The 17,513-nt window shown below is 66.8% G+C and carries 24 protein-coding genes and 1 tRNA gene; 7 read left to right on the top strand and 18 right to left on the bottom strand.

The annotated features are described in order from the left end of the window. Positions 1 to 86: 86 nt before the first annotated feature. The 5 genes from ACRSCF_RS20595 to ACRSCF_RS20575 all read left to right on the top strand — a co-directional run bounded on the left by ACRSCF_RS20595 (position 87) and on the right by ACRSCF_RS20575 (position 6,295). A complete protein-coding gene (locus ACRSCF_RS20595) occupies positions 87 to 1,310 on the top strand; it encodes an efflux RND transporter periplasmic adaptor subunit (RefSeq protein WP_034367504.1) in 1,224 nt (407 codons plus the stop codon). Next, positions 1,307 to 4,522, top strand: coding sequence for an efflux RND transporter permease subunit (locus ACRSCF_RS20590; protein ID WP_244386496.1), 3,216 nt, complete (start codon positions 1,307 to 1,309; stop codon positions 4,520 to 4,522). The genes ACRSCF_RS20595 and ACRSCF_RS20590 overlap by 4 nt, the downstream gene beginning before the upstream one ends. 120 nt (positions 4,523 to 4,642) lie before the next feature. Then, a tRNA-Leu gene (locus ACRSCF_RS20585) sits at positions 4,643 to 4,729 on the top strand. A gap of 245 nt (positions 4,730 to 4,974) precedes the next feature. Continuing rightward, complete coding sequence (locus ACRSCF_RS20580; protein WP_016454069.1) at positions 4,975 to 5,940, top strand: tyrosine-type recombinase/integrase; 966 nt, start codon at positions 4,975 to 4,977, stop codon at positions 5,938 to 5,940. A 64-nt stretch (positions 5,941 to 6,004) separates the two neighbouring features. Next, positions 6,005 to 6,295 (top strand): helix-turn-helix domain-containing protein, encoded by a 291-nt coding sequence (locus tag ACRSCF_RS20575; RefSeq protein WP_016454070.1) that lies wholly within the window; start codon positions 6,005 to 6,007, stop codon positions 6,293 to 6,295. Between the two features lie 13 nt (positions 6,296 to 6,308). Here the strand turns inward: ACRSCF_RS20575 and ACRSCF_RS20570 are convergent, their stop codons facing one another. The 14 genes from ACRSCF_RS20570 to ACRSCF_RS20505 form a co-directional block, all read right to left on the bottom strand. After that, complete coding sequence (locus ACRSCF_RS20570) at positions 6,309 to 6,563, bottom strand: helix-turn-helix transcriptional regulator (protein ID WP_016454071.1); 255 nt, start codon at positions 6,561 to 6,563, stop codon at positions 6,309 to 6,311. Next, positions 6,560 to 7,021, bottom strand: coding sequence for a hypothetical protein (locus ACRSCF_RS20565; protein ID WP_016454072.1), 462 nt, complete (start codon positions 7,019 to 7,021; stop codon positions 6,560 to 6,562). Before ACRSCF_RS20565 ends, ACRSCF_RS20570 begins: the two co-directional genes overlap by 4 nt. 4 nt (positions 7,022 to 7,025) lie before the next feature. After that, a complete protein-coding gene (locus ACRSCF_RS20560; protein ID WP_016454073.1) occupies positions 7,026 to 7,268 on the bottom strand; it encodes a hypothetical protein in 243 nt (80 codons plus the stop codon). Further along, positions 7,265 to 9,058, bottom strand: a complete 1,794-nt coding sequence (locus ACRSCF_RS20555) for a DNA cytosine methyltransferase (protein ID WP_016454074.1) — start codon at positions 9,056 to 9,058, stop codon at positions 7,265 to 7,267. Before ACRSCF_RS20555 ends, ACRSCF_RS20560 begins: the two co-directional genes overlap by 4 nt. Then, a complete protein-coding gene (locus ACRSCF_RS20550) occupies positions 9,055 to 9,681 on the bottom strand; it encodes a hypothetical protein (protein ID WP_016454075.1) in 627 nt (208 codons plus the stop codon). The genes ACRSCF_RS20555 and ACRSCF_RS20550 overlap by 4 nt, the downstream gene beginning before the upstream one ends. 3 nt (positions 9,682 to 9,684) lie before the next feature. After that, positions 9,685 to 9,888 (bottom strand): hypothetical protein, encoded by a 204-nt coding sequence (locus tag ACRSCF_RS20545; RefSeq protein ID WP_016454076.1) that lies wholly within the window; start codon positions 9,886 to 9,888, stop codon positions 9,685 to 9,687. 32 nt (positions 9,889 to 9,920) lie between these two features. Next, positions 9,921 to 10,148: a hypothetical protein gene (locus ACRSCF_RS20540; protein WP_016454077.1), complete on the bottom strand. Its 228-nt coding sequence runs from the start codon at positions 10,146 to 10,148 to the stop codon at positions 9,921 to 9,923. A gap of 21 nt (positions 10,149 to 10,169) precedes the next feature. After that, the gene (locus ACRSCF_RS20535; RefSeq protein ID WP_324622648.1) at positions 10,170 to 12,092 is read right to left on the bottom strand and encodes a replication endonuclease; all 1,923 of its coding nucleotides are present in this window, start codon (positions 12,090 to 12,092) and stop codon (positions 10,170 to 10,172) included. Positions 12,093 to 12,094: 2 nt separating this feature from the next. Beyond that, positions 12,095 to 12,508 (bottom strand): hypothetical protein, encoded by a 414-nt coding sequence (locus tag ACRSCF_RS20530; protein ID WP_324622646.1) that lies wholly within the window; start codon positions 12,506 to 12,508, stop codon positions 12,095 to 12,097. Continuing rightward, the gene (locus ACRSCF_RS20525) at positions 12,505 to 12,663 is read right to left on the bottom strand and encodes a hypothetical protein (protein ID WP_198818728.1); all 159 of its coding nucleotides are present in this window, start codon (positions 12,661 to 12,663) and stop codon (positions 12,505 to 12,507) included. The genes ACRSCF_RS20530 and ACRSCF_RS20525 overlap by 4 nt, the downstream gene beginning before the upstream one ends. Next, positions 12,660 to 13,214: a hypothetical protein gene (locus ACRSCF_RS20520; RefSeq protein ID WP_324622644.1), complete on the bottom strand. Its 555-nt coding sequence runs from the start codon at positions 13,212 to 13,214 to the stop codon at positions 12,660 to 12,662. The genes ACRSCF_RS20525 and ACRSCF_RS20520 overlap by 4 nt, the downstream gene beginning before the upstream one ends. Further along, the gene (locus ACRSCF_RS20515; RefSeq protein WP_034368491.1) at positions 13,211 to 13,621 is read right to left on the bottom strand and encodes a hypothetical protein; all 411 of its coding nucleotides are present in this window, start codon (positions 13,619 to 13,621) and stop codon (positions 13,211 to 13,213) included. Before ACRSCF_RS20515 ends, ACRSCF_RS20520 begins: the two co-directional genes overlap by 4 nt. Before the next feature lie 112 nt (positions 13,622 to 13,733). After that, complete coding sequence (locus ACRSCF_RS20510; protein ID WP_052151752.1) at positions 13,734 to 14,276, bottom strand: ogr/Delta-like zinc finger family protein; 543 nt, start codon at positions 14,274 to 14,276, stop codon at positions 13,734 to 13,736. A gap of 9 nt (positions 14,277 to 14,285) precedes the next feature. After that, positions 14,286 to 14,558: a hypothetical protein gene (locus ACRSCF_RS20505; protein WP_034368495.1), complete on the bottom strand. Its 273-nt coding sequence runs from the start codon at positions 14,556 to 14,558 to the stop codon at positions 14,286 to 14,288. Positions 14,559 to 14,928: 370 nt separating this feature from the next. On the opposite strand from ACRSCF_RS20505, the gene ACRSCF_RS20500 reads away from it, so the two are divergent. Then, positions 14,929 to 15,204: a hypothetical protein gene (locus ACRSCF_RS20500; protein ID WP_324622641.1), complete on the top strand. Its 276-nt coding sequence runs from the start codon at positions 14,929 to 14,931 to the stop codon at positions 15,202 to 15,204. Positions 15,205 to 15,266: 62 nt separating this feature from the next. Next, positions 15,267 to 15,959: a hypothetical protein gene (locus ACRSCF_RS20495; RefSeq protein ID WP_158528322.1), complete on the top strand. Its 693-nt coding sequence runs from the start codon at positions 15,267 to 15,269 to the stop codon at positions 15,957 to 15,959. 376 nt (positions 15,960 to 16,335) lie between these two features. Here ACRSCF_RS20495 and ACRSCF_RS20490 read toward each other — a convergent pair whose 3' ends face one another. The 4 genes from ACRSCF_RS20490 to ACRSCF_RS20475 form a co-directional block, all read right to left on the bottom strand. Next, a complete protein-coding gene (locus tag ACRSCF_RS20490) occupies positions 16,336 to 16,566 on the bottom strand; it encodes a hypothetical protein (protein WP_432675084.1) in 231 nt (76 codons plus the stop codon). After that, positions 16,563 to 16,865 (bottom strand): hypothetical protein, encoded by a 303-nt coding sequence (locus ACRSCF_RS20485; protein WP_133073838.1) that lies wholly within the window; start codon positions 16,863 to 16,865, stop codon positions 16,563 to 16,565. The genes ACRSCF_RS20490 and ACRSCF_RS20485 overlap by 4 nt, the downstream gene beginning before the upstream one ends. Before the next feature lie 63 nt (positions 16,866 to 16,928). Further along, positions 16,929 to 17,222 carry a BrnA antitoxin family protein gene (locus ACRSCF_RS20480; RefSeq protein ID WP_034368505.1) on the bottom strand — a complete coding sequence of 98 codons (294 nt, stop codon included), beginning with the start codon at positions 17,220 to 17,222 and terminating at the stop codon, positions 16,929 to 16,931. Beyond that, positions 17,209 to 17,475, bottom strand: coding sequence for a BrnT family toxin (locus tag ACRSCF_RS20475; RefSeq protein WP_034368507.1), 267 nt, complete (start codon positions 17,473 to 17,475; stop codon positions 17,209 to 17,211). The genes ACRSCF_RS20480 and ACRSCF_RS20475 overlap by 14 nt, the downstream gene beginning before the upstream one ends. Between the last annotated feature and the right edge of the window lie 38 nt (positions 17,476 to 17,513).

The following is a 17,513-nucleotide window of genomic DNA, read 5'->3' as shown; positions in this document are numbered from 1 at the left end:
GTAAACGGCGCCAGCCAGCTGCCGCGGCATGTTGCCCGGATCTTGCAGCCCGCAGCCGCTTTTCGCACCAGCCCTCCCGGATCCACATGCCCGACTTGCCATCGAACCCTGCCGCGCCCGCTTTGCCGCGCCATCTTCTTCTTGCCCCTCTGTGCCTGGCCGCCGCGCTGGCGCTGGGCGCCTGTTCCAAGGCCGAGCCGCCGCCCGAGCCGGTGCGCGCCGTCAAGCTGCTCACCGTAGGCGTGGGCGCGCTGGACACGCAACTGGAATACGCGGGCGAGGTGCGCGCGCGCATAGAGTCGCGCCTGGGCTTTCGCGTGGCCGGCAAGCTCGTTCGCCGCGAGGTGGAGCTGGGCCAGCACGTGCAGGCAGGTCAGTTGCTGGCGCGGCTCGATGCCAGCGACTACCGGCTGGGAGCTGACGCCGCGCGCGCCCAGGTGGCGGCCGCGACCACGCAGCGCGATCTTGCCGCCGCCGATGCGAGGCGTTACTCGCAGCTGAAGGCGCAGAACTTTATCAGCGGTGCGGAGCTGGAGCGGCGAGAGGCCACGCTCAAGTCCGCCCAGGCGACGCTGGACCAGGCCAAGGCGCAGCTGGCATCGCAGAGCAACCAGGAGGCCTATGCCCAACTGCTGGCCGATGTGCCCGGCGTGGTGACCGGCATAGACGCCGAGCCCGGCCAGGTGGTGTCGGCCGGCTCGCCCGTGGTGCGCATTGCCCAGGACGGCCCGCGCGACGTTGTGTTCGTGGTGCCCGAGGACAAGCGCGGCGCCATCCGCGTGGGCCAGAAGGTGAATGTGCGCCCCTGGTCGGCCGGCATGCAGCCGCTGCAGGGCCAGGTGCGCGAGGTGGCGGCCAGTGCCGATCCGGTCACGCGCACCTACCAGGTGAAGGTGGCACTGCCCGCGTCGGATGCGGCCGCCGTGCCGCCGCTGGGCGCGACGGTCCATGCGCTGCCCGAGGGCATGGGCCCCACGGGCCAGCCCGTGATCAAGCTGCCGACCACGGCGCTGCGCCAGGAAGGCGGCGGCGGCCAGGGCACGGCCGTGTGGGTGTTCGATGCCGCCAGCAGCACGGTGAAGCTGCAGCCCGTGCAACTGGCCACGGCCGATGGCAACGAGGCCGTGATTGCCGCCGGCCTGACGCCCGGCATGCAGGTGGTGGCCGCCGGCGTGCATGTGCTCACGCCTGGGCAGAAGGTCACGGTCTATCAGGACCGGTATGACAAGACGCAGCAGCCGGCACAGGCGCCTGCCGCCGCAGGTGCCGCAGCTTCCGCAGGTGCTGCGTCCAGCGGGGCGGCCCAATGAGCGGGCCCAAGCACAAGGCGCCGCAGGGCGGGCACTTCAATCTTTCGCGCTGGGCGCTGGACCATGTGGCGCTGACGCGCTATTTCATGGTCGTGCTGCTGCTGCTGGGCTTTGCCTCGTACTTCCAGCTGGGGCAGGACGAAGACCCGCCCTTCACCTTCCGCGCCATGGTGGTGCGCACCAACTGGCCGGGCGCCACGGCGCAGCAGATGGCCGAGCAGGTCACCGACAAGATCGAGCGTACGCTGCAGGAGGTGCCCTACGCCGACAAGATCAGCAGCTACTCCAAGCCCGGCGAGTCGCTGATCATCTTCCAGCTCAAGGACAATTCGCGCCCCGGCGATGTCCAGCAGCTGTGGTACACGGTGCGCAAGAAGATCGGCGACATGCGCTACACCCTGCCGCAGGGCGTGCAGGGGCCGTTCTTCAATGACGAGTTCGGCGATGTCTATGGCGTGATCTACGCCCTGCAGGCCGACGGCTTCAGCTACGCCGAGCTCAAGACCATGGCCGACGACGTGCGCCAGCAGCTGCTGCGCGTGCCCGATGTGGCCAAGGTCGAGCTGTTCGGCGTGCAGGACGAGAAGGTCTACATCGAGCTGTCGCAGCGCCGCCTGTCGCAGCTGGGCCTGGACATGAACCAGGTGCTCGGCCAGCTGGGCCAGCAAAACGCCATCGAGGGCGCAGGCGTGCTGCAGACGCCGCGCGAGGACGTGCAGGTGCGCGTGGCCGGCCAGTTCCTGGCGGTGGACGAGTTGCGCGCCATGCCCATCCGCGGCGCATCGGGCGCGCAGCTGCGCCTGGGCGATATCGCCGAGATCCGCCGGGGCTATGCCGATCCGGCCAATGTGAAGGTGCGCCACCAGGGCCGCGAGACGATTGCCCTGGGCGTGTCCATGACCAAGGGCGGCGACATCATCCGCCTGGGCAAGTCCCTGCGCGGCGCCGTGGGCGACATCTCGCGCACGCTGCCGGCCGGCGTGGAGCTGGCCAACATGCAGGACCAGCCCAAGGCCGTGGCCGATTCGGTCAACGAGTTCCTGCAGGTGCTGATCGAGGCCGTGGTGGTGGTGCTGGCCGTGAGCTTCATCAGCCTGGGCCTGCACAAGCGCGAGGGCCACCAGCCGCTGTGGAAGCGCTGGTACATCGATCCGCGCCCGGGTCTGGTGGTGGCCATCACCATTCCGCTGGTGCTGGCCGCGACCTTCCTGGCCATGTGGTACTGGAACATCGGCCTGCACAAGGTGTCGCTGGGCTCGCTGATCATCGCGCTGGGCCTGCTGGTGGACGACGCCATCATTGCCGTCGAGATGATGGTGCGCAAGATGGAGGAGGGCTACGAGAAGTACCGCGCCGCCACCTTTGCCTACGAGATCACGGCCAAGCCCATGCTGACCGGCACGCTGATCACGGCGGCAGGTTTCCTGCCCATCGGCATGGCCAAATCCATGACGGGCGAGTACACCTTCGCCATCTTCGCGGTGACGGTGATTGCGCTGGTGCTCAGCTGGTTCGCCTCGGTGTACTTCGTACCCTACCTGGGCATGCTGCTGCTCAAGCGCCCGCCGCACGCGGCCACGCTGCCGCCCGAGGTGGCCTCGGGCGAGGTGCCCATCGAGGAGACCAACCTCAATGCCTCGTCGGCCGAGCATGAAGTCTTCGACAGCCCGTTCTACAACCGCTTTAGGCGCGCCGTGAACTGGTGCGTGACGCACCGCTGGCTGACCATCGCCATCACGGTGCTGGTCTTCGCGCTGGGCCTAGTGGGCATGTCGCGCGTGCAGCAGCAGTTCTTCCCGGATTCCAGCCGGCCCGAAGTGCTGGTGGACATCTGGTTCCCCGAAGGCACGTCGCTGGCCGCCAACGAGGCCGTCACGCGCCGCGTGGAAGAGCGCTTCATGAAGCTCGACGGCGTGCGCACGGTCAGCGAATGGGTAGGCTCGGGCGTGCCGCGTTTCTACCTGCCGCTGGACCAGGTGTTCCCGCAGAACAACGTCTCGCAGTTCATCCTGGTGGCCCAGGACCTGCCCACACGCGAGCGTCTGCGCAAGGCGCTGCCGGCGCTGCTGGCCCAGGAGTTCCCCGAGGTGCGTGGCCGCGTCAAGCTGCTGCCCAACGGGCCTCCCGTGCCCTATCCGGTGCAGTTCCGCGTCTCCGGCACCGATCCGCAAAAGCTGCGTGCCTATGCCGACGAGGTCAAGCAGGCCATGATCGCCAACGCCGACATGCGCGGCGTCAACGACAACTGGAACGAGTCCGTCAAGGCCGTGCGCCTGGAGGTGGACCAGGACAAGGCGCGCGCCCTGGGCGTGAGCAGCCAGGCCATCGCCCAGGCGGCCCGCGTCATGCTCAGCGGCTCCACCGTGGGCCAGTTCCGCGAGGGTGACAAGCTCATCGACATCGTGCTGCGCACGCCGTATTCGGAGCGCGACGCCATCACCGACATCGCCAACGCCTACCTGCCCACGGCATCGGGCAAGTCGATCCCGCTCACGCAGATCGCCAAGCCCGTGATGGTCTGGGAGCCCGGCGTGATGTGGCGAGAAAAGCGCATGTTCGCCATCACCGTGCAGGGCGATGTGCGCGAGGGCCTGCAGGGCGCAACGCTGACCCATGCGCTGCTGCCGGGCCTGCGCGAGATCGAGGCGCGCTGGCATGCCGCGGGCGACACGGCCTACCGCATCGATGTGGCCGGCGCCGTGGAGGAAAGCTCCAAGGGCTCGGACGCCATCGTCGCTGGTGTGCCCGTGATGCTGTTCCTCACCTTCACGCTGCTCATGCTGCAACTGCGCAGTGTCAGCCGTTCACTGCTGGTGTTCATCACCGGGCCGCTGGGCATTCCCGGCGTGGCGGCGGCGCTGCTGCTGCTGGGCCGGCCCTTCGGCTTCGTGGCGCTGCTGGGCGTGGTGGCGCTGATGGGCATGATCCAGCGCAACTCGGTGATCCTGATCGACCAGATCGAGACCGACCGCGCGCGCGGCGTGCCGGCCTGGGACGCCATCATCGAGGCCGCCGTGCGCCGCCTGCGCCCCATCGTGCTGACGGCCGCCGCCGCCGTGCTGGCCATGATCCCGCTGTCGCGCAGCGTGTTCTGGGGCCCCATGGCCGTGGCCATCATGGGCGGGCTGATCGTGGCCACCGTGCTGACACTGCTGGCGCTGCCGGCCATGTACGCCGCCGTGTTCCGCGTGCGCCGCGAGCCCACGCATTGATGCGGCGAAAACGCAGAGGCCGCCGCTCAAATCCGGGGTATGGCAATGCACCCCGCAATTGCGGCTAGAATCTGCGCCCTGACCTAGGAGCCGCCGCGCAGGCGGCTCCCTCAAGAACCAGCGCGGGTGGCGAAATTGGTAGACGCACCAGGTTTAGGTCCTGACGCCAGCAATGGTGTGGGGGTTCGAGTCCCCCCCCGCGCACCACAATAAAAACCCGGTGTAATCCACCGAAACCCCCTCAAGCCCGTTTTCTCCTATGAAAACGGGCTTTTTTCTTGGTTCGACGCCTCTGTGCGTACCGGCCGAAGCTGGCAGGATCTGGCGCAAAATCACATCCCAATCCCGCACGGTTCCCGCATGCGATCCCGCATGACCTGGCGCGGGTAAAGGGGGCGTGGGTGGCGTATTTCCGAAAACTCAAAACGGGGTGGCGCGCAGAGGTTGAGCGAATGGGCGTGCGGCGCACAGCAGTGCGGCCGACAAAGGCGGAGGCTCAGGCATGGGCTGTCGCCGAAGAGGCTGCGATTTTGGCCGGCGCAAGGGGTGAGTTTCCCCGGCGCACCCTGGCCGAGGCCGTAGAGCGATATCGGTGCGAGGTCACGGACAAGAAGCCGTCATCGACGGCGCGGGCCGACAACCTGCGTTTCGACGCTTGGCTTCGCGAATTCCCCGAGCTGGCGGCCAAGGTCTTTCATGAGATCACGGGCGACGATTTGGCGCGCTGGCGTGATGCCAGGCTCAAACAGGTGTCCGGGTCCAGCGTGCTGCGTGAAGCACAGCAGTTTCGGCCTATCTGGTCGCTGGCCGTCAAGCAATGGAAATGGGCGGGCAAAAGCCCGTGGCCAGAAATCAAGCTCCCCGGGAAGGCCCACGCACGACGGCGCACGGGGCAGTGGTCTGAAATCCGGCTGATGCTGCGATCTGCAATGGTTTCCCCGCGTGTGGCTCCCGTGGCCCCCATGCAGCAGGCTGCGTGGGCCATGCTGGTGGCCCTGCATACCGGCATGCGCAGCGGCGAAATCCTGCGCATGTCGCGCAGCAACGTGGATTTGCGGCGCAAGGTCTACGAGCTGCCGCACCACAAGACAGAGGCCATCGTAGGGGCGCGGCGCGTACCACTGACAAGCCGCGCCGTGCGCCTGCTGCGCGTGCTGGAGGCTTCAGCCGAGGCTGCTGGGCGTGACGCCTATTGGACCATCAGCGATGCGAGCCGCGACACGCTCTACCGAAAGCTGCGCGATCGGGTGATGGTTGAGGGCCTGCGCTTCCATGACCTGCGCGCCACGGCCCTGACATGGCTCAGCAAGCGCGTGGACGTGATGACGCTGGCCCGCATCAGCGGCCATGTGGATATCAATGAGCTGTTCAATACCTACTACCGGGAATCGGCCGAGGACATCGCCGCACGGCTTTAGGCCATTTCATAACCCATCGGTTATTTTTTGCTTTTATCACCTATGGGTGATTTTGGAGCACGCCATGGATTACTTGTTGCAGTTGCCGCACCAATTGGCCCCACAACTCAAGTCATTGCGCAAAGCGGCCGGCATGAGCCAGGCCCGACTGGCTCACCTGCTTGGAATCTCCCAGGCCCGCGTGGCTGTGATAGAGCGCGATCCGCTGGCTGTCAGCGTCGGCCAGCTGGCGGAAATTTTGCGGCTGCTGGATGTTCAGTTGGTGCTGCGTGCCAATGATGTGCCGGGCTCTGGGCGCGAAGCCTTGGAGCTGCCGCCCGGCTGGCAGCGGCGCAAGCCACAAGGGCGCTGGTAGGCCCATGCAACGCTCAATGGCGCCCCTCTGCCCATGCTTTCACGTCAGCCACTCGCCAATAACGAATGCGGCGGCTGGCGTTGATGAAGGGCTTGGGAAAATCCGGGCGCTTGGTCAGGCGCGCGGTGACGTGCTCGCGGCTCAGGCCGAGGTATTCGGCAATTCCTTGAGTGTCCATACGGGGTGCGGTGCTCAGATGCGGGTTCATTTCGTTGGTTCCTTTGGGTGGTTTTTGAGACTGGTTTTTTTTGGGCTGGTTCGCACTCATGGGCTTACTTCTGGTGGCGCCGGCTCGATGGCATCGGCCCGGATGGTGCCGGCCAGGATGTGCGCGGCCAGCTTGTGAGCGCCGTCGAACACCTGGCCGGCGATGTCGCCGTTTTCGACAAGCAGATCGGCAGACAAGTCCGCAGCCGTTGCCAGCTGCGCGGCCCATGCTGAGTCCCAGCGGTTGCCATCGCATGCCATCTGCACCACCACTGCCAGGGAGTGGTGCAGGCCGTGGGCGTTGCGTTTTTCGGGCGGCAGGCGGGCCGCCACCTCGGCGCCGACGCCCACCAGCTTGGCCAGGTAGGCCAGCAGCTCCCGCTGCTCGCTGCCGTGGTCTGCCATGAGCATTGCCACGGACTTGTCGCACAGCTCGCGGGCCATGGCGCGCATTGCGTTGCCGCGCCAGATGGGCGCCGCGTGGGGGTTGTAGTGCTTGCGCCTGGTGTGCTTTTTCATGTTCTCAGCCCTTCTTTGGTGCCTTCGCGTTGCGTGCCGCCATCAGGTGCTCTCCCATAGCCCAGCGCGTCTGCAGCAGCGGTGCAATCACGCTGGGCGGCAAGGTATGCAACCTGGCCTGTTGCGGTTGGCCGGCCTGCATTGCAGGCAGCATCCGCACGAACACGTCTGCCATTTCCTCGCTGATGAACGCAGCGCATTGCATGCCGTCCACCTCAATGAACACGTTGATTGCTGTGATGGTCATGCCGTGGTCCCCATGGCCAGCCCCAGGGCAATCGGCCGCACCCAGACCGGCTGCGCCGACAGGATGAAGGTTTCGCCACTCAACGCGAGCAGCAGCGTTTCGCCCATGACGTGGGCGATGGCTTCGCCGGCCTCGCTGGGCACGGCATTGCCGATGCGCTCGCGCTTGGCCTGGTCGCTGGTGCCGTCCAGTTCCAGCAGCTCGTCGGGTTCGACCAGGCTCTGCAGGTGCGCCAGCTCCAGGGTGGTGAAAGGGCGGTGCCATGTGCCGTCCTCGGACACGATGCGGCAAACGAGCTTGTCAGCAGCTGCCGGCATGCGCGGATCTGCCACGCTCCAGCGGCCGTTGTCGTGGCATGCCGCGCCGCTGACGGCGCCGGCCTGGCTGTCCCAGGGCACCACTCCGTAGTGGCCGCCCGTGGTGTACGCGGTGCGCTCGGCGTCCATGCCGCTGCGCGGGTCGGCCACGGCAAACGCGCCCTGGCCCGTGGTGCTGCCGCTGATGACGGTGCCGGCGTGCGTGCCGTAGGGCGTCACGGCGTACTTGCCGAAGCTGGGTCCATCGCGGCGCGGGTCTGCGACGGCCTGGCCGGTGCCGTGGGCGCTGGTCACTGCCATGGCGGCACGGTCCCAGCGCACCACGCGGTACTCGTTCGAGTGCTTGGCGGGGCCGTGGTGGCGCGGGTCGGCCACGCTGTACGCGCCCTGGCCAGGGCCTTGCTGGCCGGCCACGGTGCCCGTGCTGGCATCCCAGCGGCGCACGCCGTAGGCCTGGCCATCGGACCACAGGGCCGACTGCTCGAATCGAGGGTCGGCCACGGCGAAATTGCCGCAGCTCGGCCGGCCCTTGCCGGTCACGGTGGAGCTGTGCCGTGTCCAGTCCTGCACGCCCAGCATGCCGGCGTGCATCTCGGGCACGATCAGATAGTCCCGCAGCGTGCCGTCCTCGATGGCCAGCCGGTTGAGGCTGCGCCAGTCGCTGCCGGCCTGCACGAATGCCAGGCGCACCCAGGTTTTCCACTGCAGGCTGGGCACGCGGTGCATGGGGCCTGCGCGCAGGTCGCCGGGCTGGAGCATGCGGCCCAGCACGTCGCCCACGGCGCGCAGCGGCTTGCTGCGGGGCTGGTACAGGAACGAGGGCACTTTTTCGGCGTGACGGGCCACCAGCAGGAAGCGGCGGCGGCTCTGCGCAAGGCCGCCGATTTCGCCGCAGTCGTGCGTCGTCTCGGCCACGGCGTAGCCATAGGCGCGCAGCAGGGCCACGATCTGGTCCAGCAGGTGCCGGCCACGCGTGGCGATGCGCGGCACGTTTTCGAAAATCACCAGCTCGGGCGGGTCATCGCGCCAGGCCTCCAGCATCAGCCACACGCCGCGCAGCGTCAGGCGGTTGAGGGCCTGGTACTTGTCGGTCTTGCTCTTGCCCTCGGACAGCAGGCCGCTGAATCCCTTGCAGGGCGCGGACAGAAACACGATGTTCGGGCGTTCGCCGCCAGCTGCTCGCTGAATATCCGCGGCTGTGGCTTCTTGCCAGTCCGCTGGCGGCTCGGCGCCGTGGAAGGTGCGGTATTGCTCGCGGTCGAACAGATCCAGCACGGTGCCGGGCACGCCGGCCAGGCGGCCGAAGTCGCGGATGCTGGCCGGGTCCACGTCGATGCCGCCCAGGCAGCGGAATTTCGCCTGCAGGTTGCCCACGCGAGGGCTCGCACGGTTGAAGCCGCGCGCGCCGCCGCCCAGGCCGCAGAACAGATGGAAGTGGCGGATTTCCACGGGGGTGGTGGTTCGCATGGTCATGCCCCCTTGCTCGCGTCGGCGTCGATGGTGGACCAGCTGCCGTCCAGCGGCATGCTGTGGCCAGCGCAGTGGGGCGTGCCCAGGTTGATGGGAGCGGCCGGCGCATGGGGCGCTGTTTCCAGGGCCTGCGTGATCTCGCACGTCACAACGTCTATCAGCTCCCGTCCCGTCACGAGCATGGCCTCGGGCCAATCCTCCGGGCTGTTGCGGTCGGGCAGCTCGGCCACGCGCTGGCACACGTTCGCGGCGATGGCGTTGGCATCTAAGGCGGGCACCGGCATACGTTTTATGTAGGTTCTCTGCCTCGGATCGGCGAGCGCTTTTTTCAGATCCGCCAGGCCTTCGGCAGACAGGTCCACGCCGCACGCATAGGCCGGCACCCGCTCCAGATGCGGCGCAGCAGGAATTCCAGTGGCGACGAACGCACCGCGCACGTTGAGCATGTCGCCCAGCACCTGCATGGCGGTGTGCAAATCCTGCTCATGGTTGCGCACCTCGCGCACAGGCGTGGCGCCCCAATCGGCGACGGGCGTTTTTGCCAGGTTGCCGGCCAGGCCGGCGCGCGTTGCCTCGATGGTGGCAATCAGCCACGCGAGGGTCAGTTGAGTGAGGGTCTGGGCCATGGCTCAGGCCTCCAGGCGTTCAACACGCAGCACGGGGCGGCCGGTGGCCAGGTGCGCCAGGTTGCTGGCCTGGTCAGCGGTGGCCGCGCTCAGGCTGTGGGTGGGCAGCAGGCCGGCGTCGGCCAGTTGCTCCAGCTCGCTGGCCTCGATGTGCTGGGGGACGATGACGGCGCGATAGCTGCGCAGGGTGGGGGTGGCGTGTTGCATGGTGGTCCTCTCGGTCGGTGGTGGTTGCGGGGTCAGGCGACCAGCTGCAGCTGGGCGGGGTTGGTGATGGGTGCGGTGGCGCGGGCCTTGCGCTGGCGGCGCGGCTTGGCGGCGGCCAGGCGTTCGCGCTCGGCTTCGAAGACCTTGGCCAAGTGGTTCGGCGCCATGTGCTCGCTGCGGATGTAGTCGCCATTGATGGAGCGGGCCCAGCAGTGCACGCGGGGCTCGGTGCGGCGGGCGGCGAGGGTGATTTCGGGCATGGGGTGGCCTCCTTTGCGGGATCAGCGGGAAAAAACGGGGGTGGGGGTGGTGGCGGCGGGCCGGTAGAGCACAGAATCGGGGCTGCTGGGACTGCTCCAGTCCTCTGCCTCGTGCCGTCCGCGCCCGAAAAGGGCTCGCAGCGTCTCGCCGCGCAGGCGGGCCGTACAGTTATTGAAACCAGTCCAAGGGCGCGCCAGCGGCGCGCGGTCAGCGCCCATCGCAAGCGCTTTGCCGCTATCGGCATCCGTGCACGTTGCGGGGTCGAAAGTCTCGGTTTCCTTGGCCACGCTGCGCCATGAAATGCGGCGCGACACCAGCCAGCGGCCGGCGCGGGTTTCAAGGCCCACCACGCGGCCCTGGCCCGGGGCAATCTCTTCGCCGTACTGGTTCACGGCGCCGGCCGGCACGGGGCGGCGTGCAATGCTCAGGTGCCAGCGGCCACGGCCCACGCAGTGGCCGCCCATGGCCTCCATGTAGCGGCGCCAATCGGCCTTGATGTCCTCGCTGTGCTTGTGGCATGCGCCCCAGGCCTGCCAGGTGGCGCGGTCGCCGTCCAGGCGCATGGTTTCGATCTGGTCTTTGCCCACGCGGCGCAGCTCGCGCCACACGCACACGCTGGGCATGCCAATGGCTTGGAACTGGCGAATGCCCCAGCACGCGGCCCAGGCGTCTACGCGGCGGTGGCCGGGCATATCACCCTGCTCCACGTCCCACAGCTGGCCCTGCACCACATCGAGGTGGTCAGCCAGGGCCGCATGGCCCACGCTCTTGGCGATGTACTTGGCCACATAGCCGGCCGCGCCGCCCGTGGTCATTCGCTTGACGTTGATTCGATTCTTGGCCGCGCCGCGTTCGTCGCCATCGTCTGCCAGCCATTTATCCCGAATGACCTGCTCCACGCGCTGGGCTGCGGCCTCATGCTCAGCCCAGACCAGGGCGTGCCAGTGGGGCGTGGCGTCGTGATGGGGCTCGGCCACGCGGATGCCGTACATGCGCACGCCGTCGCGGTCCAGCTGCGAGCGCACGCGCTCCCACTTGTTGCGCAGCCACAGCTGCGCATCGCGCGGGGTGCTCACGCCGTCATAGCGGGGATTGGGGCGGGGCCGGCCGCCGCTGCCCAGCGTCACGGCGTGGAAACGGCTGGGCGCTGTCAGCGTCAGGAACAGACCCACATGATTGCGGGCGTCTGCATATTCCTCGGCGCCACGGATGCGCGTCATCAGCTCGCCGCCGCGAATCACCGGGTTGGACGGGGACAGGGCCGCCAGCTCTGCCAGCGTGAACACCTGGCCGGCCTCGTTTTTGAACAGCGAGCGCTCCAGCGCCTTGGCGTTGCGCTCCACCTGCGCCGTGCGGCGGCGCACCGTGGCATTGCTGGCATAGCCTCCCGCAAAGCGGTTGACCACGCCCAGCTTGACGGCGCCGGCTTCCACCGTGCGCGTGACGTGTTTGCGCAGCAGGCGCCGCCACCAGGCTGAATCCATGGCACGCCGGATGGCAGGCTCACCCACCAGCGGCGCAGACTCCTGCACGCCCATCATGCGCAGCATCAGCCGCACCAGGTCCACGCGCGCCGGCAGGTCCATGGCCTGGGCCTGGGCGCCCGAATCCAGCTCGGCCACCTCTTCGGCCAGGCGCTTGGCCATTGCGCAGATCTCGTAGTCGCTCAGGTTCCACTCGGCCGCATTGCCGTGGCGCGCTGCAAAGTCGTCAATGGCTACCAGCGCGTCAAAGCACGCCGCCCACTCGGGCAGATTGCCCGCGCCCAGCTTGCCCAGGCCCATGGCGCGGATGGGCTGCAGCCACTGCGGCGGCAATGCCTTCTCCAGCGCCTGCATGGCGGCTTGCACCATGTGGGGCCTGGGCTTGTGGCGCTTCCATTCCTGCTGCGATGCAGTGCGCAGGCGGCGGCCGGTGGGCTTGGCGTTGAGCAGCGCGGACATGGCTAGTTCTTCACCGTCAGCGAATGCAGCTTCGCCATCTCGTCGGCCATGTAGCGGATCTGGGCCTTGATGGCATTGCGCTCAGGCGGTGGCAGCTCGCGCCACTCGCGGCGGCCCAGCTCTTCCAGCTCGCCCTCGATGCCCGCCAGCAGCAGCACCGACATGCGAATGCTGATGTGCAGCGTGGACCACTCGCGCGCCTCGGCATCGCTCCAGCGGCCATTGCTGGCGCGGTACACGGCATCGTCTTTCAGGCGGCGCAGATGCTCGCGGCACTCTGCGGGGGTCATGCGGGCAATGTGCGGCGCCACGGGCGGCGCTGGCAGGCGATGCAGCACGGGCGCCAGGGAAGGCGCAGCGTTGTGCACGCCCACCCACTGCAGGAATTGCGGTGCGGAGATTTCGGACAGGTTCACCGCGCACCCCCGTTCACGCGCACGGCGGTCAGGAACCAGGGCAGGCCGTAGATGCGTTCCACGGCGGCCTGGGCGGCTGCGCGGTTGGCGGCGCTGAGCACCAGGCGGCGGCGCACATGCAGCGCGTCCACATGGGTGATGGCGTATTGGCTCATGCTGCACCACCCTTGTCCATGGCGTTGATGCCACGCGCAAACTCGGCCGCTTCCATGAGAGCCCGGGCCAGCTCCTCCGCTGCGTCTGGCGTCAGGTCGCCCGTAGCCATTTCCGAGCCACCGCAGAAGCCCTGCAACATGTACATGTTGAGTGCCACCACGGCCGAATCAGTGGCGCGTAACCGTTCAGCAAACACGCGGTAGCTGACGCCCGCCCTGGCCGCATCAATGAAACCCTCTGTCATCTGCACTCGGCAGTCCCATTCAGGGGCATCCTGATGGGCCGCCAGGCTGCGAATGGATCGGGCCTTGCAGCCCGCGTCATGCAGCCCTTGCCACAAGCAGGCGAGCGCGTTGCCGTCCAGGCGCATCTGCATGGCATAGTCTCCGCCGCCAATGGCCAGCAAGACCTTTGCACCAGATACATCCTCGCCATCAGGCAGACACGAGTACACGGCCACGTCTTTGCCATCCATGGCCCCGCTGCCATGCTCTTGCCAATGGCCAAATCCATCCTTTGGCCACATTTCGGGGAGGTGTGCACTGCTCATGCCGCACCCCCTTGCGCCCCGGCCGCAGCAGCGCGCGGGTCCACGTAGAACGCCAGGTGCAGGCCGCCCAGGTCCAGCTCCACGGCAAAGCCGCCATCCTTGAATGCGGCCCTGTTGCGGGCCTTGCCGCCCATGCCCATCAGGGCCTGCAGCATGCGGCCGTTGCGGGCGCGGTCCTGGCCGCCGTGAATGAACAGGCCGCCGATGTTGGCGCACTCGTGGCCGCTCACGTCCACGCCAGCAGCGCGCAGCGCGGGCAGGTGCTGCTGCAGCCGCTGCAGGTCGCTGGCGAGGCCGTCAATTTCCTTGAGCCGCGCAGCGTGCCGGGTGTGCTCGGCCCGCAGGGCCTCATCCACCAGGGTGATCTGCTGCGCGGGCCGGGGCCTGCGGAGTTCAAAGAATTGCATTGCGTCCTCTCGGGGTTGCGTTTTTCAGGGTGAGCACGTCCCGCAGGGCCTTCTTTCAGGCTCCACAGGGCAGGGGGAACGGGGTAGGTGGGTGGGGCTCTAGGCCCCGGGGTCAGTCCGCTGGCGGACTGGTGCCGAACAGCTCCAGGGTCACAGGGGCGGTCTGCGTGGTGCGGTAGTCAGAGGGCTGGGCGCACGCCAGCTGCTCGCGCATCAGATCGCGGCGCACATGGGTGCTCAGGGGCAGGCGCACCGTGGGGTTGGGCGTGGCGCTGGGGCTCAGGGTGCGCGTGATTTCCATCGTTGCGCTGAACGTGTGGCCGCACTCGAAATTCGTGCAGGCGAAGGCGTACTCGCGCGTCAGGTTCGTGACCTGGTTGCTGCGGCGGATGGTGGCCGGGCTCTCGCAGTGCGGGCAGGGGATGCGGTGGAATTCGGATTTCAGGCGCGGGCCTGCGTCCTGGGCCTGCGTGTCGGCGGTTGTTTCCGGCTTGGACAGGTTGTTACAGCCTTGCGCGCCTTTTCGTACACCGGGGCGCGCCTTGGGGGCGGCCTTGCCGGCCCGGTGGCTTACAGCCAGGGCGGCCTTGGTGAATCCAAGATTCGGCTGCGTGCCGAGCAGGGGCTGGAAGGGGTTTGGAGCTTCCCGTGCCATGGCTGTGCCTTAGACGCGGTCGCCGGTAGCGTTGCTGTCGGTGGCGCGTGTGGTGAGCCTTGCCACGGCGCCGAGTTCGATGCGCCCCAGGTGCTCATACAACTCCATGCCCATCAAGTGGATCATGCGAGCGAAATTGCTCTGGCTGCGGCCTTCGTGGGATGCGCCACCTTGCACCGCGTGGCGCTCACCATTTGTGAGCCGCAGAGCAATTTGCTTGTCATGCACAAGTGGCTCGACCGTGGCCGAGCGGTGGCGGGTCTGGTGCGCTGGGGTGGTCATGTAGTATTTGGATCTAGGTTGTTACAAGGTGGCTCGATTTTTATCGACGAATGTCGAGTTGTCAACAGGAAAGTATCGGCGCATGTCGAATTTTTGCGAGAGGCTGAAAGAAGCCCGCAAGCATCTCAAGCTGAATCAGGGGGCTTTTGGCGCCCTTGCTGGCGTATCTGCTGAGACGCAGCTCAACTATGAAAAGGGCTCGCGTAAGCCCGATTCGTCGTACCTTGAGGCAGTGGCCGCACATGGGGTTGATGTCGCCTATCTGCTAACTGGTCTACGTTCGTTGGACCCTTGCGCTGCCCCGCACCCAAACCCAGGACAAACGCTTGCCGAGCGGCTGCAACAGGAGCGCAAGCGGCTGGAGTTGACCGTGGGCCAGCTGGCAGACAAGTCGGGCGTTGATCGCCTGGCACTCCTGAAATTTGAAGAGGGCGAGTTCGCACCCGACGCCAAGGCGCTGCAGCAGCTGCACGCCGTGGGCGTGGATGTGGGCTATGTGCTGCTGTCGCTGCGTGCAGGCGGCGGTGGCGTCGAGGCTGGCGCACTGCCCAGCGATGCCCAGGCACTGCTGCAGCACTACCAGCAGGCCGACGAAGAGGCGCAGGCCGCGCTGCGCACGCTGGCCGCCCGCGTGGCGCGGGCCTGAATCACCAATTCGCGCAGCCGCCCGCGCGGCAGCAAGCGCGACTTTCACAGAGAGGGAAAACCATGGCAATGATGGCTTGCAAGCAATGCAAAAAAGAGGTCGAACGTACCGCAAAGCCATGCCCACATTGCGGCGCAACGAACCCCGCAGTTTCCACGAAGCAAACAATCCTCGGCCTCGCCTCACTTGCCGCAATCGTTGTTGCGGTCGCCGTTGCCTGCAGCGACAGCAGCACCCCCAAGAGCACAGAGGCTGCAGCGCCGGCACCAGCGACTGCTGCCAGCAGCACCCCACCCACTGCAGAGGTTCGCCCGAATTTTGGCTTTGACTCCCAAGAATTCCGCACACGTTTCAACGCAGTGGCCAAGGAGGTCGGCAAGGAGTGGCTGATTCAGCAGCCTTTGACGATCAATTCCGGCAGCAAGAAGGACACATGGACTCACACGGCTGCACAGACCCCAATGGTTGGCACTGTGGACAAGCAAAGCGGCAACCTTGAGTCAATCCTGGTCAGCGTGACTGGTGGCGACGATGCGAAGTCCCTGAAAGCATTTGCCGTCCTGCACATTGTTGCCAATGCACTTGCGGCCAATGCCAAAAAGGATGATGTCTCTGAGGCTCTGATGCGCGTAGTAAAGAAGGCCCTCGACAACCCTGGCGGGGACCGTGCAAGTGAGAACGTCGGAGGTGTCAGGATCTCTGCCGGCGCCGGCGAGGGAATGGGTCTGCTCGTGACGTACAGCCCTGCCAAGTAGCCATGTCCGTGCGAGGTCTAGCCTTTGCCCTGCTGCTGTTGAGCTGGTCCATGATGACCTTCGCCGCCAACTATCCCTGCAGCGGCCGCAAGGGCGGCGTGGCGCATTGCTCTGGTGCGCAGTTTGTGTGCAATGACGGCTCGATCAGCGGTAGCAAGCGCCACTGCAGCGCCGAGCTAGGCCAGTCATCACCGCGCGCACTGCTGGCGCCCAGCCGGGCCGGGGCATCAGCAGGCGACTGCTCATGCCGATCCGGTGGCGTATGCACCGGACCACGGGGTGGGCAGTACTGTATTTCTGACTCTGGGAAAAAGAGCTATTTGAAGCGTTGAGCCGCCTAAAACAAAGGCCCGCTGCGTGCGGGCTTTTTTTCGGGTCAATCGGCCTGCGCAGTCTGCAGGGCGGCCAGCACCTTGCGCTGGTCCAGGGCGCTGGCCGCGCCGGCCCTGAGCATGACCAGCTGGCCGGTTTGCAGGTTGCGCGCCAGCGCGCCGATATCGTGGCCGCGCTGCACGGTGCCCAGCATTTGCCAGCCTGGCAGCTCCACCCACTGGTAGAGACGCCACGGCCCCGTGGCGTCTACCGTCAGCTTTGCCCGCTGGCTCATGCCCGGCTGTACCAACCCAGCCGAACCACCTCGGCCACCTCGATGGGCGCCCCGTCCATCTCTGGCGTCTGCAGCTCGATGAAGTGGCCGTAATCGTTGCTGTAGCTGGCGCCCTTGGCAGTGCCCAGCAGCTGCCAGTCGCCGTACAGGCTTTCCTGATGCACCAGGCCCTGGGCGCCTGTCACGGGGACGGCCTGCAGGGCGCGGGGGGCGGCGGCGGTGTTGGTCGCCGCGTACTGCACGCCGTGCATGCCCGGCTCGGTCTGCTCTGCGGCCCAGATGTACGAAATTGCGGTCATTGTGGTTCTCTCTTGCCCCTCATTGCCGGGAGGCGCCGGGCGGGCTGAATGCCCTGTAGGTAATCAGGCGGCCAGCTTGCCCTTTTTCACGGCCTCGCGCAGCACGCTGTTGACACGCGATTGCCAGCCTGTGCCCGTGGCCTTGATGGCCGCCAGCACATCTGCGTCCACACGCATGGTCATGGACAGCTTGGGCTGCTCCAGCGGGGGGCGCCCACGCCGGGCCAGCGGTTGCATTTCGGCGAGCATGTCGCCCGTGATTTCCATGGTGTCCGGGTCTTGTTCGATGCCCCGGGCAATGGCGGCATCTTCGGCCGCCGTGGGCTGGATCAGCCCCACTTTCTTAGATTGCTTCATAAGCCTTGACCTCTCTGGAGTTTGCCTTGCGGAGACTGACGATTCGCATGGTCTGCCCGCGCTGCACGAACACCACAACGTACAGCCGTTGGCCGATGACGGTGAAGCCGATTTCACGTACTTCGCCGTAGTCCCGGCGCGCATCCGGCATGCACAGGACATTGCTCCATTCGATGTGGCCCGCCATCTCCAGCGAAACGCCGTGCTTGTCGATGTTGGCCTGGTTCTTGGCGGGGTCGAATTCGATGTCCATGGGAATTATTGTACTTACGATAATTCCCAGGTCAAGGC

It is taken from the genome of Delftia sp. 11MD, assembly GCF_050907895.1.
Lineage (GTDB): Bacteria > Pseudomonadota > Gammaproteobacteria > Burkholderiales > Burkholderiaceae_C > Comamonas > Comamonas tsuruhatensis.
Note: the sequence above shows the minus strand (reverse complement) of the source record. Positions and strands in the feature narration are given on the sequence as shown.

Coding starts and splice junctions, on each gene's coding strand:
- ACRSCF_RS20595 (WP_034367504.1), top strand. CDS start 87: ATGCCCGACTTGCCATCGAACCCTGCCGCGCCCGCTTTGCCGCGCCAT.
- ACRSCF_RS20590 (WP_244386496.1), top strand. CDS start 1,307: ATGAGCGGGCCCAAGCACAAGGCGCCGCAGGGCGGGCACTTCAATCTT.
- ACRSCF_RS20580 (WP_016454069.1), top strand. CDS start 4,975: ATGGGCGTGCGGCGCACAGCAGTGCGGCCGACAAAGGCGGAGGCTCAG.
- ACRSCF_RS20575 (WP_016454070.1), top strand. CDS start 6,005: ATGGATTACTTGTTGCAGTTGCCGCACCAATTGGCCCCACAACTCAAG.
- ACRSCF_RS20570 (WP_016454071.1), bottom strand. CDS start 6,563: ATGAGTGCGAACCAGCCCAAAAAAAACCAGTCTCAAAAACCACCCAAA.
- ACRSCF_RS20565 (WP_016454072.1), bottom strand. CDS start 7,021: ATGAAAAAGCACACCAGGCGCAAGCACTACAACCCCCACGCGGCGCCC.
- ACRSCF_RS20560 (WP_016454073.1), bottom strand. CDS start 7,268: ATGACCATCACAGCAATCAACGTGTTCATTGAGGTGGACGGCATGCAA.
- ACRSCF_RS20555 (WP_016454074.1), bottom strand. CDS start 9,058: ATGACCATGCGAACCACCACCCCCGTGGAAATCCGCCACTTCCATCTG.
- ACRSCF_RS20550 (WP_016454075.1), bottom strand. CDS start 9,681: ATGGCCCAGACCCTCACTCAACTGACCCTCGCGTGGCTGATTGCCACC.
- ACRSCF_RS20545 (WP_016454076.1), bottom strand. CDS start 9,888: ATGCAACACGCCACCCCCACCCTGCGCAGCTATCGCGCCGTCATCGTC.
- ACRSCF_RS20540 (WP_016454077.1), bottom strand. CDS start 10,148: ATGCCCGAAATCACCCTCGCCGCCCGCCGCACCGAGCCCCGCGTGCAC.
- ACRSCF_RS20535 (WP_324622648.1), bottom strand. CDS start 12,092: ATGTCCGCGCTGCTCAACGCCAAGCCCACCGGCCGCCGCCTGCGCACT.
- ACRSCF_RS20525 (WP_198818728.1), bottom strand. CDS start 12,663: ATGAGCCAATACGCCATCACCCATGTGGACGCGCTGCATGTGCGCCGC.
- ACRSCF_RS20520 (WP_324622644.1), bottom strand. CDS start 13,214: ATGAGCAGTGCACACCTCCCCGAAATGTGGCCAAAGGATGGATTTGGC.
- ACRSCF_RS20515 (WP_034368491.1), bottom strand. CDS start 13,621: ATGCAATTCTTTGAACTCCGCAGGCCCCGGCCCGCGCAGCAGATCACC.
- ACRSCF_RS20510 (WP_052151752.1), bottom strand. CDS start 14,276: ATGGCACGGGAAGCTCCAAACCCCTTCCAGCCCCTGCTCGGCACGCAG.
- ACRSCF_RS20505 (WP_034368495.1), bottom strand. CDS start 14,558: ATGACCACCCCAGCGCACCAGACCCGCCACCGCTCGGCCACGGTCGAG.
- ACRSCF_RS20495 (WP_158528322.1), top strand. CDS start 15,267: ATGGCAATGATGGCTTGCAAGCAATGCAAAAAAGAGGTCGAACGTACC.
- ACRSCF_RS20490 (WP_432675084.1), bottom strand. CDS start 16,566: ATGAGCCAGCGGGCAAAGCTGACGGTAGACGCCACGGGGCCGTGGCGT.
- ACRSCF_RS20485 (WP_133073838.1), bottom strand. CDS start 16,865: ATGACCGCAATTTCGTACATCTGGGCCGCAGAGCAGACCGAGCCGGGC.
- ACRSCF_RS20480 (WP_034368505.1), bottom strand. CDS start 17,222: ATGAAGCAATCTAAGAAAGTGGGGCTGATCCAGCCCACGGCGGCCGAA.
- ACRSCF_RS20475 (WP_034368507.1), bottom strand. CDS start 17,475: ATGGACATCGAATTCGACCCCGCCAAGAACCAGGCCAACATCGACAAG.